Annotated in this window: 13 protein-coding genes; 9 read left to right on the forward strand and 4 right to left on the reverse strand. The window is 71.0% G+C overall.

All coding sequences use genetic code 11. The features are described 5' to 3' along the window. Window position 1 precedes the first annotated feature (1 nt). The 5 genes from ACY0PA_RS10955 to ACY0PA_RS10975 all read left to right on the forward strand — a co-directional run bounded on the left by ACY0PA_RS10955 (window position 2) and on the right by ACY0PA_RS10975 (window position 7,969). Window positions 2-1,096, forward strand: coding sequence for a GNAT family N-acetyltransferase (locus tag ACY0PA_RS10955; RefSeq protein WP_473084453.1), 1,095 nt, complete (start codon window positions 2-4; stop codon window positions 1,094-1,096). Window positions 1,097-1,472: 376 nt separating this feature from the next. After that, window positions 1,473-2,270 carry a glycosyltransferase family 2 protein gene (locus ACY0PA_RS10960; protein WP_473084454.1) on the forward strand — a complete coding sequence of 266 codons (798 nt, stop codon included), beginning with the start codon at window positions 1,473-1,475 and terminating at the stop codon, window positions 2,268-2,270. Next, window positions 2,267-3,286 (forward strand): glycosyltransferase family 2 protein, encoded by a 1,020-nt coding sequence (locus ACY0PA_RS10965; protein ID WP_473084455.1) that lies wholly within the window; start codon window positions 2,267-2,269, stop codon window positions 3,284-3,286. The genes ACY0PA_RS10960 and ACY0PA_RS10965 overlap by 4 nt, the downstream gene beginning before the upstream one ends. Window positions 3,287-3,306: 20 nt before the next feature. Beyond that, window positions 3,307-4,083 (forward strand): polysaccharide deacetylase family protein, encoded by a 777-nt coding sequence (locus ACY0PA_RS10970; RefSeq protein WP_473086288.1) that lies wholly within the window; start codon window positions 3,307-3,309, stop codon window positions 4,081-4,083. Continuing rightward, the gene (locus ACY0PA_RS10975) at window positions 4,076-7,969 is read left to right on the forward strand and encodes a lipopolysaccharide biosynthesis protein (protein ID WP_473084456.1); all 3,894 of its coding nucleotides are present in this window, start codon (window positions 4,076-4,078) and stop codon (window positions 7,967-7,969) included. The genes ACY0PA_RS10970 and ACY0PA_RS10975 overlap by 8 nt, the downstream gene beginning before the upstream one ends. Window positions 7,970-8,002: 33 nt before the next feature. Here the strand turns inward: ACY0PA_RS10975 and ACY0PA_RS10980 are convergent, their stop codons facing one another. After that, window positions 8,003-9,427, reverse strand: coding sequence for a GH39 family glycosyl hydrolase (locus ACY0PA_RS10980; RefSeq protein WP_473084457.1), 1,425 nt, complete (start codon window positions 9,425-9,427; stop codon window positions 8,003-8,005). 155 nt (window positions 9,428-9,582) lie between these two features. On the opposite strand from ACY0PA_RS10980, the gene ACY0PA_RS10985 reads away from it, so the two are divergent. Then, window positions 9,583-10,677: a DUF5925 domain-containing protein gene (locus tag ACY0PA_RS10985; RefSeq protein ID WP_473084458.1), complete on the forward strand. Its 1,095-nt coding sequence runs from the start codon at window positions 9,583-9,585 to the stop codon at window positions 10,675-10,677. Window positions 10,678-10,717: 40 nt separating this feature from the next. Here ACY0PA_RS10985 and ACY0PA_RS10990 read toward each other — a convergent pair whose 3' ends face one another. Next, window positions 10,718-11,098, reverse strand: coding sequence for a GntR family transcriptional regulator (locus tag ACY0PA_RS10990; RefSeq protein WP_473084459.1), 381 nt, complete (start codon window positions 11,096-11,098; stop codon window positions 10,718-10,720). Between the two features lie 70 nt (window positions 11,099-11,168). Between ACY0PA_RS10990 and ACY0PA_RS10995 the strand changes: the two genes are divergently transcribed. Together ACY0PA_RS10995 and ACY0PA_RS11000 are read left to right on the forward strand one after the other, a co-directional pair. Beyond that, window positions 11,169-12,089: a GNAT family N-acetyltransferase gene (locus ACY0PA_RS10995; protein WP_473084460.1), complete on the forward strand. Its 921-nt coding sequence runs from the start codon at window positions 11,169-11,171 to the stop codon at window positions 12,087-12,089. Next, window positions 12,070-12,570, forward strand: coding sequence for a ribonuclease FAU-1 family protein (locus tag ACY0PA_RS11000; RefSeq protein WP_329574801.1), 501 nt, complete (start codon window positions 12,070-12,072; stop codon window positions 12,568-12,570). Before ACY0PA_RS10995 ends, ACY0PA_RS11000 begins: the two co-directional genes overlap by 20 nt. Here the strand turns inward: ACY0PA_RS11000 and ACY0PA_RS11005 are convergent. Further along, entirely contained in the window at window positions 12,567-13,202 is a 636-nt protein-coding gene (locus ACY0PA_RS11005) for a class I SAM-dependent methyltransferase (protein ID WP_473084461.1), read from the reverse strand. The genes ACY0PA_RS11000 and ACY0PA_RS11005 overlap by 4 nt on opposite strands. Before the next feature lie 110 nt (window positions 13,203-13,312). On the opposite strand from ACY0PA_RS11005, the gene ACY0PA_RS11010 reads away from it, so the two are divergent. Further along, window positions 13,313-13,456, forward strand: coding sequence for a hypothetical protein (locus ACY0PA_RS11010; protein ID WP_199842054.1), 144 nt, complete (start codon window positions 13,313-13,315; stop codon window positions 13,454-13,456). A 19-nt stretch (window positions 13,457-13,475) separates the two neighbouring features. On the opposite strand, the gene ACY0PA_RS11015 is transcribed toward ACY0PA_RS11010, so the two are convergent. Beyond that, on the reverse strand, window positions 13,476-13,955 hold the full coding sequence (locus tag ACY0PA_RS11015; protein WP_473084462.1) for a GNAT family N-acetyltransferase: 480 nt from the start codon (window positions 13,953-13,955) through the stop codon (window positions 13,476-13,478). Window positions 13,956-13,991: the final 36 nt, after the last annotated feature.

Below are 13,991 nucleotides of genomic sequence, written 5' to 3' on the forward strand. Positions count from 1 at the left end.
CGTGGACATCACCCTGCACCGGCCCGGTGAGCTGACCGCCGCCGACCGGGCCGCCTGGACTGCCATGCAGTCGAAGGCACATCTGCACGGCTCACCCGAGCTGGCGAACCCTTTCCTCTCACCCGAGTTCACCCTCGCGATGGGCCGCTGCCGGCGCGGCGTGCGGATAGCCGTCGTGCGCGAGGACGGCGAACCCGCGGCGTTCTTCCCGTTCCAGAGATCCGCCACCGGCGTCGGCAGAGCCGTCGGCCTCGGCGTCTCCGACAGCCAGGGCCTGGTGCACAGACCCGGCTTCGAGTGGGACGCCCGTGACCTGCTGCGGGCCTGCGGGCTCTCGGTATGGGAGTTCGACCACCTGGTGGGAGGCCAGGAGCCGTTCGAGGCGGAGGCCTCCGGCAGCTTCCCTTCCCCGGTCATGGACGTCGACCAGGGGTACGAGACATATCTGCGCCTGCTGCGCGAGAGGTCGCCGAAGTTCACCAGGACGACACTGGCCAAGGACCGCAGGCTGGGCCGGGACGCCGGCGAGGTGCGCTACGTGCACGACGAGCGCGACCCGGAGGCCCTGGCGACGCTGATGGAGTGGAAGTCGGCCCAGTACCGCAGGACCGGCCGAAGCGACCGCTTCGCGCACGCCTGGATCAACCGCCTCGCGCAGCAGCTCTTCCACACCTCTTCGGAGCCGTTCGCCGGGATCCTGTCGGTCCTGTACGCGGGCGGGAAGCCGGTCGCCGCGCACTTCGGGCTCCGCTCCGAGCGCGTGCTCGCCTGCTGGTTCCCGGCCTACGACCCGGCGTTCGCGAAATACTCGCCCGGACTGATCCTGCATCTGCGCATGGCCGAGGCGGCCGCCGCCGACGGCATCGCCTATCTGGATCTCGGCCGCGGCCAGAAGGAATACAAGGACTCCCTCAAGACACGGGAACTGACCGTGCACGAGGGTTGGGTGACACGCCGTCATCCGGTCGCTCTCGGACACCGGGCGCGCCGCGCGCCGGTCCGGGCGCTGCGTAACACCGTGCTGTCCCGGCCCGAATTCTTCGAGCCGGCCGACAAACTCCTGAAACGGATGGGGAAAATCCGTTCGGGGAGTTAAGGGCGAGGGTCAGGTAAAGGTCAAAACAACAGAAAGGTGAGGCCCGGATACAGGTCTTGCCATACAGTCTCCATCATCAATACCGTCGTACATCCACCCGCATCGGACCATCAACGCAATAGCGATCCAGGGGAGGGCTCAGGATCGCGATGGTCGGGCGCGGGGCGCGGTAGGGGGGTGCCGTGCTCGGTGACCGAGTTTCCGCCGAGTCGCGTGCCGCGTGGCCGATTTAGTCGATCGGTCTATTTTGCCAGCTCACCCGGCCTGTACAGAGCTGTATTTGCCATGGCCGTAGGTGAGCACCCCCCTTTCGAACCGGATAAAAAATCGGACCGCCCGGGGGCGGGCGGTCCACCGGACGAGAGGGACCAGACTCATGAGTTCTTTTGTGCGTCCTGCGATAGCCGGCCGGTACAGGGCGATCTCGACCCATCTCGCGATTGCGCCGCCGGTGAGCGTCGTGATCCCCGCCATGAATGAGGCGGAAAATCTTCCGTATGTGTTCAAGACACTTCCCGACTGGATCCACGAAGTGGTTCTCGTCGACGGGAATTCCACCGACAACACGGTGGAAGTCGCCCGCGAACTGTGGCCCGACGTGGTCGTCGTCCCACAGCGCGGCAAGGGCAAGGGCGACGCGCTCATCACCGGCTTCGCGGCGTGCACGGGGGACATCATCGTGATGGTCGACGCGGACGGTTCCGCGGACGGCCAGGAGATCGTCTCCTACGTCTCCGCCCTGGTCTCGGGCGCCGACTTCGCCAAAGGCTCCCGCTTCGCCAACGGCGGCGGCACCGACGACATGACGCCGGTCCGCAAGCTCGGCAACTGGGCGCTGTGCACGGTCGTCAACAAGAAGTTCGGCGCCCGCTACACCGACCTCTGCTACGGCTACAACGCGTTCTGGCGGCACTGCCTGGACGAGATCGACCTCGACTGCACCGGCTTCGAGGTCGAGACCCTGATGAACATCCGCGTCGTCAAGGCCGGCCTCAAGGTCCAGGAGATCCCGAGCCACGAGTACCTGCGGATCCACGGCGCGAGCAATCTGCGCGCCGTGCGGGACGGGCTGCGGGTCCTCAAGGTGATCCTCAAGGAGCGCTCGACCCGGCGCGCGCAGCGCCGCCGGACGCAGGCGAACATGCTCAACACGGGGCGAGGAGAGGTGTCTTGAGCGCTCACGCCCCGCACGGCGGCGTGTCCGTCGTGATCTGCGTCTACACCGAGGACCGCTGGGAGGACATCCTCGCGGCGGTGTCCTCGGTGCGGGCGCAGTCGCTACCGGCTCTCGAGACGCTGCTGGTGGTCGACCACAATCCGGCTCTCCTGGAGCGTCTCGGCAAGGAGTTCAAGGAGTCCGAAGACGTGCGCGTGCTCGCCAACGCGGGCCCGCGCGGCCTGTCGGCCGGACGCAACACGGGCATCGCCGTCTCGCACGGCGGGATCATCGCGTTCCTCGACGACGACGCGGTCGCGGAGCGGGACTGGCTGCGTCACTTCGCCGCCGGGTACGAGGATCCCCAGGTCTGGGCGGTGGGCGGGCGTACGGAGCCCATCTGGGCCTCGGGCCGCCGCCCCGCGTGGTTCCCCGAGGAGTTCGACTGGGTCGTCGGCTGTACGTACAAGGGGCTGCCGCGCGGGAAGGTGCGGGTGCGCAACGTGCTCGGCGGGAACGCCTCGTTCCGGCGGTCCGCGTTCGACGCGGCGGGCGGCTTCGCGACGGGCATCGGCCGCGACGGCGACAAGCGGCCTCTCGGCTGCGAGGAGACGGAGCTGTGCATCCGTCTCACGCGCGCCAGGCCGGACGCGGTCCTCCTGATCGACGACCGCGCGGTGATCCACCACCGGGTCCCCGCGGGCCGCGAGCGCTTCGCCTACTTCCGGACCCGGGCGTACGCCGAAGGGCTTTCCAAGGCGCTGGTCGCGCAGAGCGTGGGCGCGGACAAGGGCCTGGAGTCCGAGCGGCGCTACGCCACGCGGGTCCTGCCGGCCGGAGTGGCGCGCGGGGTACGGGACTTCGTCCTGGCGCGGCCGGGGGGCGCGGGGCGGGCCGGGGCGATCGTGGCCGGAGTCCTCACGACGGCCGGCGGATACGCGCTCGGCAGTTTCCGGGCGCGCAGGACGGGCGCGACGTTCTCGGTCGTGGAGATCGGGGACGCCCGGGCCGCCGAGGGGGGTGGGCCGTCGTGAGCACGCCCGTGCCCATCCTCATGTACCACTCGGTGGCGCGTGAGCCGAACGACGCGACGCGCGAGCTGTCGGTGACGCCCGAGGCGTTCGCCGAGCAGCTCGCGGCGGTCGCCGACCTCGGCCTCACTCCCCTGACGACCGCCGAACTCGCCGCGGTCTGGCGCTCCCCGGGGCGCGCCCTGCCCGAGCGGCCCGTCCTCATCACCTTCGACGACGGCTACGAGGGCGTGCACCGCCACGCACTCCCCGTCCTCGCCAAGCACGGCTTCCCGTCGACGCTGTTCGTGTCGACGGGCTGGCTGCGAGGGGCGTACGACACCGGGGGCGGGCTCGACACGATGCTCGGCTGGGACGAGGTGCGCGCGCTCGCCGACGCCGGGACGGAGATCGGCGGGCACAGCCACACGCATCCGCAGCTCGACCAGCTCGACGACGACGCGCTCGGCTTCGAGCTGCTGCGCTGCAAGGAGATCGTCGCCGATGAACTCGGCGCGGTGCCGGCGTCGTTCGCGTACCCGTACGGCTACTCCAGCCGGCGGGTGCGCGCCGCCGTGCGCGGGGCCGGGTTCACCCAGTCCCTGGCCGTCGGCAACGGACTGGCCAGGCGGCGGCAGGGCCCGTACGCGCTCCAGCGCGTCACCGTGCGCCGCGCCACCGGTATCGAGGAGTTCACGCGGCTCGTGGAGGGCCGCGCGATCACCCGTAACTTCGTCAGGGACCGTGCCCTCACCAAGGGGTACGCCCTGGTCCGCAGAGCCCGACAGGTCCGCCGGAAGGCAATCCGAACCCGTGTCTGACACGACCACCGCCCAGGCCGCCACGACCACTGCGACGACCGAGCCCGAGCAGCCGGCCGGCCGCAGACTGCGGCTGCCCGGCATGGGCAAGGGCGGCAAGGGCAACAAGGACGGCATGGGGCCAGGGGGCGGGAACCAGCTGTTCCGCAACGCCTATGCCCTGATGCTCAACACCGGCATCTCCGGAGTGCTCGGTGTCGGCTTCTGGCTGGCCGCGGCCCGCTACTACTCGGCGGACTCGGTGGGCCAGGGCTCGGCGGCCATCGCGGCGATGAAGTTCCTCGCGGGGCTGACCGCGGTGACCCTGACGGGCGCGCTGGCCCGCTTCATCCCGATCGCGGGGCGGCGCACCGGCAGTTTCATCTTCCGTACGTACGCGGGGAGTTCGCTCGCCGTCGCGTGCGCGGCGCTGGTCTTCCTGCTGACGCTGGACGTCTGGGGGCCGTCGTACCGGTTCCTGCACGGCCCGGTCAACGGGCTCGGGTTCATCGCCGCCGTGATGGCCTGGTCGCTGCTCACGCTCCAGGACGGCGTGCTGACCGGGCTGCGCAGCGCGCTGTGGGTGCCGGTCGGCAACACCGTCTTCTCGACGGTGAAGCTGGGGCTGCTGATCGCGTTCGCCGTGGCGATCCCCACGACCGGGGTCTTCGTCTCGTGGGTCGTGGCCATCGCGACGTCGGTGATCCCGCTGGGCTGGCTGGTGTTCCGGCGTCTGGTGCCGCGGCACGTCGAGCTCACGGAGCACCGGACGAAGCCGCCGACGCTGCGCGAGGTCGGCCGCTTCCTGGCGGGCGACTACACGGGCTCCCTGTTCTCGCTCGCCGTGGTCTATCTCGTCCCGGTCCTGATCGCCTCGCAGGTCAGCTCCGCCGACAACGCGTACTTCTACATCACCACCACCATCGGCGGCACCGTCAACCTGCTCGCCATCAACATGGGCGCCTCGCTCACGGTGGAGGGCTCGCACGACCCCGCGCAGCTCGCGGCGAACACCCGGGCGGCGCTGCGCCGGATGGCGCGGATCATGCTCCCGATCTGCGGGCTGCTGTTCCTCGCGGCGCCGCTGGTCCTGCGCGTCTTCGGCGACGACTACGCGCACGCGGCGACGCCGCTGCTGCGCTGGTTCGCCGTCGGCGCGGCGCTGCGCGTGGTCATGGAGACGTACTTCGCGGTGCTGCGCGCGCAGAGCCGGACGGCCGGACTCGCCTGGCTGCAGGGCCTGTTGTGCGTCCTGGTCCTCGGTCTGACGCTGCTGCTCCTGCCCCGGATGGGCCTGACGGGCGCGGGCGTCGCGGAGATCTCCAGCCTGGCCGTGATCGTGGCGCTCGCCGCGCCGAAGCTGTACCGCATCGTGCGGACCGCTCCCCCGGCGCCGCCGACCGTCGTCGCGGCCCCGGACGGCGATCTGGCCGACCTCGGCACTGGGGACGTGACCACGGGGGCCAAGCGGCAGGGCCCCGGGCAGACGCTGCGCGGCACGCTCGACTCGGACACCCTGCACCTCGCGGTGCAGCTCAATCTGGACCATCAGGAGCGGCGCCCCGACGTGCGGCCGGGGCCCGCGACACCCGCGCACGGGACGCCGGCGGCAGGGGGCGGGGAGGACGACATGGGGCACCGGCCGACCTGGGCGCTGAAGTCCCCACCGCCACCGGCACCGAGACCGCCCGCGGAGCCGGAACCGGAATCGGAACCGAAGCCGGCCACCGCCTCTGCCACATCCGAAACCTCTGCCACGTCGGAGGCTTCTGTCACCTCAGGCATCGCCGGCCCATCCAGCACCTCAGGCACTGATGGCACCTCTGACACCGCAGTTCTCGCCCCGCCCGCCACGGACGCGCCCGCCGCCCGGACCCTGCGGGACCGGCTCGCGCTGCTCAGCCCCCGCGCCGTCGTCCTGGCGCTGCTGCTCGTCGCCGCGCTCGGGCTGTACTGGGGACCCGTACTGAGCCTGGGCGACGGCGATCTCGACGGGATGGGCGGGCTCGGGATCATCTCGGTGCTGCCGCCCGCGACGCTGCTGGGCGCGGCGCTCCTGATCGGCGTGTTCGCGTCCCTTCTGTGGCTCGAACGCCCGCACAAATGGCTGCTGTTGCTGACGCTGCTCGCCACGGTCGTCTCGCTGCACGCGCTGCCCGCCGTGATCGAGGCGGAGCCGCGGTTCGCGACGGCGTGGCAGCACCTCGGCTTCATGGAGTACATCGACAGGACCGGCTCGGCGGTGCCCGATCTGGACGCGCGCTGGAGCTGGCCGGGGTTCTTCGCCGTCGCGACGTTCTTCGCCAAGGCGTGCGGCGTCACCGACATGACCGAGGTCATCCGCTGGTGGCCGCTCGCCATGCAACTGCTCTACCTGGCACCGATGTTCCTGCTCACGCGCTCGATGCGGGCGAGCTGGCGCGCCCGGTGGACCGGGCTGTGGATCTTCGTGCTGAGCGGCTGGGTCGGCCAGGACTACTTCTCCCCGCAGGGCTTCACGTACCTCCTCTACCTGGCCTTCGTCGCCATCCTGCTGGTGTGGTTCCGGGCGCCGCGGGTGCTGTGGACCAAGCGGCGGCCCGGCGAGCTGGAGGTCGAGCCCACCGACCGGCGCCAGCGGGCGGTGCTGCTGCTCGTCCTGATCGGCCTGTTCGCGGCGACGGTCCCGGCCCACCAGCTCACCCCGTTCGTGATGCTCGGCGTCCTCGCGGTCCTGGTGCTCGTGGGCCGCTCCGAGCTGCGCGGCCTGCCGATCCTGTTCGCGGTCCTGGTCGCCGTCTGGGTCTCGTTCCTCGCGGAGCCGTACTGGTCGGGCCACTTCGACGAGCTGTTCGGCGGGCTCGGCGGCGTCGGCGGCAATGTGTCGTCGTCGGTCTCCGGGCGTATCCAGGGCGGCAGTTCGGCCCACAAACTCGTCCTCTACGCGCGCGTGCTGCTCGCCGGCGGTGTGATGGCGTTCGCGTGCTGGGGCTGGTGGCGGCGGCGCGACGCCAAGTACCGGGAGCGCTCCCTCCTCGTCCTCACGTTCGTCCCGTTCCTGGGCTTCGGCATGCAGTCGTACGGCGGCGAGATGGCGCTGCGCGTCTTCATGTTCGCGCTGCCGGGCGCCGCGCTGCTCGCCGGGCTCGCGCTGTTCCCGCGCACCGGGATCACCGCGAAGGAACGCGACCGCGACCGGGTGAGCCTCGCGCCGCTCGCCGCGCTGCTGGCCGGCCTGATCCTCATGGGCGGGTTCCTCGTGGCGCGCTGGGGCAACGAGCCGTTCGAGCGGATCAGGCAGGGCGAGGTCGCGGCGATGGACTACGTCTACGCGCACGACGACCCGACGGTCCGCCTGTTGTGGATGAGCAACGACACCGTCGACAACGTCACGCCCGCGATGCCGTGGGGCACGCGTGACATGGAGAAGGTGCAGTACGTTCCCACGCTCGCGCCCGTCGACCCCGTGCTCGTCTCCAGCCTGGTGAAGGCGCTCAAGGACGCGGGCCCGAACTCGTACCTCATGATCAACAAGAGTCAGGTCGTCTATCTGCAGATGGACGTCGGCTACTCGAAGACCTGGGAGACCCGGCTCATCCGCAACCTCGACGACCGCCGAGAACTGACGAAGGTCCTCGTCAACGACGACGTCACCATGTACACGCTGCGCAAGCAGCCGAGCGGTGAGGTCCCGAAGGCCGAGCCGGGGCCCATCGGCCCGCAGATCACCTGGACCCCGTGGTCCGTGGTGGGCGGCCTCTCAGCCGTCGCCCTGGTTCTGCTGCTCGGGGCGCGCGAGATCGTGCGGGTGGCGGTCCGGCCGGGCGTGCGGCAACTGCGCTGGCTGCAGAGCAGCTTCTGGTTCTCGCTGCCGCTGCTCACGGTGCTGCTCGCGTCCATCCTCCAGAGGTTCCTGACGATGGCGTAGGCCCATTTCACGGTGAGACGTGGCCCGGGCGGACTACTTCCGCTCGAGCCACTTCAGTTCGAACGCACCCATCTCGAACCGCTTCCCGTCGACCTGCGCACTGATCTTCCGGTTCAGAGTGTTCACCACGACGACGGTCTTGTCGTCGGCGAGCACCCGCACGTTCGGTACGTCGTCCGCGGCGACCGGCACCGTCTCGTACTCGGTGCCCGGCGGGAACGCCTTGTGGAAGCGGGCGATCAGGTCGTACATGGGCAGCTTCGCGCCGCCGTCGCCCGACTGCGTGGGCGTCCACAGACAGCCGGCACACGTCGCACCCGTCTTGTCCTCCGGGTTCCAGTAGAAGCCCGAGGACGCGCCACCCTTGGCCATCGCGACGAGGCCGGACGCCTGGACGGCGACGCGGTGCGGCTCGCTCCAGCCCTTGCGGTCGTCGTTCCGGTCGCCGGGCTCCACGTAGTACTCGGCCCACCACAGGGGCAGGTCTCCGGTCTGTCGCTCCACCCACTTGCCGACGGCGGTGAGCTTGTCCGTGGCCTTGAACTCGTCGGGCAGCAGCTCGTCGTCGACGGTGTAGCTGGAGCCGTCGACGACGACGAAGTCCGCGCCCGCCTTGTTCTTGTTCCAGTAGTCGAAGGCGTCGAGAACGCGCTGGTCCATGCTGCCCCAGGGCCCCTTCACGTCCGCCGACGCGTTCTCGCTCTGGCGTGGGTCGACGCTGTCCATCACCAGGTACGGCCCGCCGACCATGATGTCCTCGTCGACCTTCTTGAGGGCCTTGTAGACGAGGTTGTACAGCTCCGTGTAGCCCTCGTAGTCCCAGCGCTGCTTCCCGTTGTTCCAGAAGCCCTTGAACTCGTTCCACACGATGAAGTGCCGCACGTCCGGGTAGCGCTTGGCGACCGTCGCGGCGAGCGCGGCGAAGTCCTTGTAGTGCGCGCGGTCGGGCGCGGTCTCCAGGGACTGCCGGCTCCAGTCCGTGTTGTCAGCCCCGGCCTTGCCGCCCTTCATCCAGTCCGGCGAACAGCACAGGGTGACGACCGGAGTGCCGCCCGACTTCCTGATGAAGTCGATCCGGCGGTCCATCTCGTCGAAGTCGTAACGGCCCTTGACGGGCTCCGGGTTCCCCGCGCCCCAGCCCATGATGTGCTGGATCTGCGGAACCGACTGGCCGGAGAGCCTGTCCTCGACCCGCCGCGTCGCGCCGTCGTCGCCCTCGTCCGCGCTGTACTGGGTGTGCGTGAAGCCCCACCCGACCGCCGGCCCCAGCTGTGCGGGCGGATCGGACGGGGAACCGTGCACCTTGTCACCCGCGCTCGTGGTGCCCCTGTCGTCGGTCCGGTCGTTCGGCAGTGTGCTGATCACTGTCAGCACCAGGGCCAGAGCGGCCACCCCCACGCCGAGCAGAGCGGTGAGCCGCCACCGCAGTGCCCCCGAATTCCACCCATGACGTCCCATCAAGGGCAAGAGTAACTACGGTCGTTCGCGGAGGGACAGACTCCGCTGCGACAGCGTTGTAACGGCGCGGCGGGACCGGGCCGCTGTGCGGGCAAGCGTGTGACGCGCTGCGGAAATCCCGTGCGGGAGCGCCGTGCGTGGCGGATCATGGCGGCATGTCTGCGAACCCACACGACGCGCTGCCGATCCGGCTCAACGTCGACGACAGCGACTCTCCTGCCGACGTCGTCGACGCGCTGTTCCTCGGCCGTTTCGCGACGGGCGAGCAGCCGCACTCCCACGCGGCGAACATCGACCGCGTGCGGTCGGGGGCCACCCTCCTGCCGCCCGACGCGGTGGTCCTGCGCTCCGCGCGCGACGACGACCGCAGCGCGACGCTCGCCGAGGGCGACGGCTGGACCGTCCTCGTATCGCGCTGGAACAGGGGCGCCGACGTCACGGTGACGGCGACCACCGCGGAGCTCGCCGAGAAGGTGCTCGGACAGGCCACGGACGGCGCCGCCGACGAGCCCGAACCCCAGCCGGAGAACGTGACGATGGGGTTCTGGTACGTCTCGCCCCGGCGCGGGCCGCACCGCACCACGCGGCAGATCTCGGCCGGTACGTGGGACGAGGTGCGGGAGAACTACACGGCGCCGGTCGCCGGCGCCATGGACCAGCTGATGGAGACCACCCCGCAGGACATCGCGGGCCGGCTGCTCCTGCTCCACGGTCCTCCCGGCACGGGCAAGACGTCCGCGCTGCGCACCCTGGCCCGGTCCTGGCGGGACTGGTGCCAGGTCGACTGCGTACTCGACCCGGAGCGGTTGTTCTCCGACGTCGGCTATCTCATGGACATCGCGATCGGCGAGGACGACGGCACGGCGAAGGGCCGCTGGCGCCTCCTCCTCCTGGAGGACTGCGACGAGCTCATCCGGGGCGAGGCCAAGCACACGGCGGGGCAGGCGCTCTCACGCCTGCTCAACCTGACGGACGGCCTGCTCGGGCAGGGGCGGAACGTCCTGGTCGGCGTCACGACGAACGAGGACCTGGAGCGCCTCCACCCGGCGGTCGTGCGCCCCGGCCGCTGCCTGGCCCGTATCGAGGTGGGCCCCCTGACCCACCGCGAGTCGGTGAACTGGCTCGGCAGCGAGAAGGGCGTGAGCCGCGACGGCGCGACACTCGCCGAGCTGTACGCGCTGCGCCGCGGCACCAGCCCGACATCGGTCCCGGACCCGCGCGAGTCGGCGGACGCGGGGCTGTACTTGTAGGGGCGGGGCTGTACTTGTAGGTGCGGGGCTGTACTTCCCGTTACCCCTTCTCCCCGTACGACGCACGCAGCGCGTCCCGTACCGCGGCGAGTGCCTGCGACTCGGTGAGGCCGAGGCGGTGGGCCCGTTCCGCGAACACGGCGGCCGCCACCGAGGCCTCCCGGGCCGACGCGTCACCGGCGGCGGCGACGAACGTGCCGTTGCGGCCGCGCGTCTCGATCACCCCGTCCGACTCGAGCGCCCGATACGCCTTGGCCACCGTGTTCGCGGCCAGACCGAGCGTCTCGGCGAGCCCGCGCACCGTCGGCAGTTTGTAGCCGACCGGCAGGCTCCCGGAGAGGGCCTGCCCGGCGATCTGGGCCCGTACCTGTTCATAGGGCGCCGTCGCCGCGCCCGCATCGATGTCGATCTTCAAGGTCACGCGCCGATTGTCCCGCACCGCGGAAAAATGGGAGGCACCCCGGCGCGCCCCGCGCGTAGCGTGCGGCCGTATGACTGTGATCGTCCGGGCCCTGCGGCCCGAGGACGCTGCGGCGTTCGCCCGGGTGCGGCGCGCCGCGCTGCCCGCCATGCTCGCGACTGCCGAGTCGGTCGCCTTCGATCTGGCGCACGCCCATCCGGACGCCCGGTACCGGCCGCTGGTCGCCGAGGCCGACGGCGAGGTCGTCGGCACCGCGCAGGTCGGGATCGCGTACGACAGTCCGGACCCGGGGCAGGGCTATGTGAACGTCTATGTGCACCCGCAGCGCCGCGGGCTCGGGGCCGGGTCCCTGATCGTGCGGGCGGCGGAGGAGTACCTCGCCCGTGAGGGCGCCGTCGCCGTCTACTCATGGGTGCTCGACACTCCGGACGACCGGGCGTTCGCCGCGCGCCGCGGCTACCACGCCAGCCGCCCCGCCCACTTCCTCCGACTCGACCTGGCGCACGGCGCGCTGCCCCCGCTCACCGCGCCGCCGGCCGGAGTGACGCTGCGGACCGGCGAGGACTTCGCGGACTCCCCGCGTCCCCTGTTCGACCTGGACGCAGAGACGGTGAGCGACGAACCGAGCGACGTGGCCACGGAGTTCACGGACTACGAGCACTGGCTCGACGAGACCTGGCACCATCCGCTGACCGACCATCGGCTGACGTCGGTGGCCGTGGCCGGCGGCCGGCCCGTGGCGTTCAGCCTGGCCCGCACCGACGACGAGACCCGCTACACGTCCGGGATGACCGGCACCGCACGGGAGTTCCGCGGCCGTGGCCTGGCCAAGCTCGCCAAGAACGACTCCCTGCACCGCGCCCGCGAGGCCGGCATCACCGAGGCGTTCACGGGCAACGACGCGGAGAACGGCCCGATGCTCGCGATCAACAAATGGTTCGGCTACGAGATCTGCGCCACGGAGGTACGCCATGTCCGCACCTTCACCTGATCCCGCCGAGGCCCTCGACGTGGTCCTCGTCAAGGCGGGCCGGCTCAAGATCCGTTACCCCGCGGACGTCGTCCGTGACGACGGCACGCGCGTGACCGTCACCGCCGCCTGGGCCTCCCCCGGGGTCAGGGACTTCGGGTTCGTGCAGTTCGGGCCGGGCGACGTCTTCACCGAGCACTACTGGCGGGACCGGTGGTACGCGGTCAAGGAGGTGCGCACCGGCGGCGGCACGCTCAAGGGCTGGTACTGCGATGTGACGCGGCCGGCGGTCCGCGAGGGCGGCGAGCTCCGCGTGGAGGATCTCGACCTCGACCTGTGGGTCTCGGCGGACGGCAGCGACGTACTGCGCCTCGACGAGGACGAGTTCGCTCAGAGCGGGCTCGCCGAGAGTGACCCGCACGCGGCGGCGGCCGCAGTCCGCGCTCTCGACGACCTCGAACTCCTCGCGCGCACCGAGGGGTTCGGCCGGCTGCTCGCCTAGGACCGTACGGTCGCCACCACCGCGTACCGGTCGTCCTCGACCCGTCTCCCCCACAGCAGCGCGTCCCCGGAGAGCGGTTCGTGCCGGACGTGGGCGGCGAGCGGGGCGAGGGCGCCGGTGAGCCGGGCCGCAGGGACGCCGACGGGGCTGAGCGTTCCCCACACGCCCTCCACCAGGATCAGCCGCCCGCCGGGCCGCAGCAGCGAGAGCCAGTGCGCGAGGGCGCCGTCGAGGTCGGGCAGTGTCCACGCGACGTGCCGCACGAGTATGACGTCGAAGGTCTCGCCTGCGACGGGCGGCGCCGCGGCGTCCCCGACGAGCACCCGCGCGGCCCGGCCGGCCAGCTTGGCGCGCGCGAGGTCCGCCATGGCGGGCGACAGGTCGACCGCGGTCACGCTGTGCCCCTGGTCGGTGGCGAGCAGCGACATGCTGCCCGTGCCGCAGCCCAGGTCGAGCAGGTCGCAGGGGTGGTCCGGCAGCCAGTCCCGCAGGCGCGCGGCCCAGGCCCCGCGCACGGCGGGGTCACGCAGGCCGTGGTCGGGTTCGTCGTCGAATGCGGCGGCCTCGGCGTCCCAGTCGACCGGTTCGAGGGGCGCCATGTCCCGATTCGTGGTGTCCTCGCTCATCCTCATGCCCAGATCGTGACACCTGCCACTGACAATCACGCTTCGATGCGTCACCCTCCGGGGAACACGTCTACAGCGGTACCGCAGTGGAACCGGGGTAGGCACAGGAGGCAGTCATGCGCCGTGTGACCATCAACAAGCCCGTGGCGAAGACCAGCACCACCCGCCGGCAGCAGCAGGACGACGCCGCCGCGGAGCGCCGCCACGACCGTCCGGAAGTGCGCAAGGACATCCGTCGCACGTGGTGGCCCGACGAGTGAGCGGGCCGGGACACACGCGTCAGGCGGGCGGGGCCGCGGAGAGCCGCTTGCGGTAGTGGATGCGGTCGTAGAGGCCGTCGGTGCGGCGCTCCACGACCTCGTATCCGTAGCGCGGATAGAGCTCCTGGTTCTCCCACATCTTCTGGTTCGTATAAAGCCGCACCTCGGGAAGGCCGAGCACGCGCGCGTGCTCGTCGACGAACGCCAGCAGCCGCCGCCCCACGCCCTGTCCATGGGCGTCGGGGTGGACGGCGATGCTGTCGAGGAACAGATGGTCCTCGCGGGGCTCGACGACGACGAGCCCGATGACGGCGGGCGCGCCGCCCCGCTCGCCGTCCACGACGTACACCTTGCCCGCGGCCACCTCGGCGCCGTGGTCGGCCTCCATGGGCGCGGGCACCACTCCGATCCGGTCGATGTAGTGGCGGTACGCGTCGTCGGTCACCGCTTTCACTGCGGGTACGTCGGCTGCTTCGGCGCGGCGAACTGTGTGAGTCATGGCCGCACAGTACGGGACGTGATCGCAGCCTGAGCC

The sequence above is a fragment of the Streptomyces sp. DS1-CR2 genome, from assembly GCF_055760475.1.

Coding starts and splice junctions, on each gene's coding strand:
- ACY0PA_RS11010 (WP_199842054.1), top strand. CDS start 13,313: ATGCGCCGTGTGACCATCAACAAGCCCGTGGCGAAGACCAGCACCACC.
- ACY0PA_RS10970 (WP_473086288.1), top strand. CDS start 3,307: ATGTACCACTCGGTGGCGCGTGAGCCGAACGACGCGACGCGCGAGCTG.
- ACY0PA_RS11015 (WP_473084462.1), bottom strand. CDS start 13,955: ATGACTCACACAGTTCGCCGCGCCGAAGCAGCCGACGTACCCGCAGTG.
- ACY0PA_RS11005 (WP_473084461.1), bottom strand. CDS start 13,202: ATGAGGATGAGCGAGGACACCACGAATCGGGACATGGCGCCCCTCGAA.
- ACY0PA_RS11000 (WP_329574801.1), top strand. CDS start 12,070: ATGTCCGCACCTTCACCTGATCCCGCCGAGGCCCTCGACGTGGTCCTC.
- ACY0PA_RS10995 (WP_473084460.1), top strand. CDS start 11,169: ATGACTGTGATCGTCCGGGCCCTGCGGCCCGAGGACGCTGCGGCGTTC.
- ACY0PA_RS10980 (WP_473084457.1), bottom strand. CDS start 9,427: ATGGGACGTCATGGGTGGAATTCGGGGGCACTGCGGTGGCGGCTCACC.
- ACY0PA_RS10960 (WP_473084454.1), top strand. CDS start 1,473: ATGAGTTCTTTTGTGCGTCCTGCGATAGCCGGCCGGTACAGGGCGATC.
- ACY0PA_RS10985 (WP_473084458.1), top strand. CDS start 9,583: ATGTCTGCGAACCCACACGACGCGCTGCCGATCCGGCTCAACGTCGAC.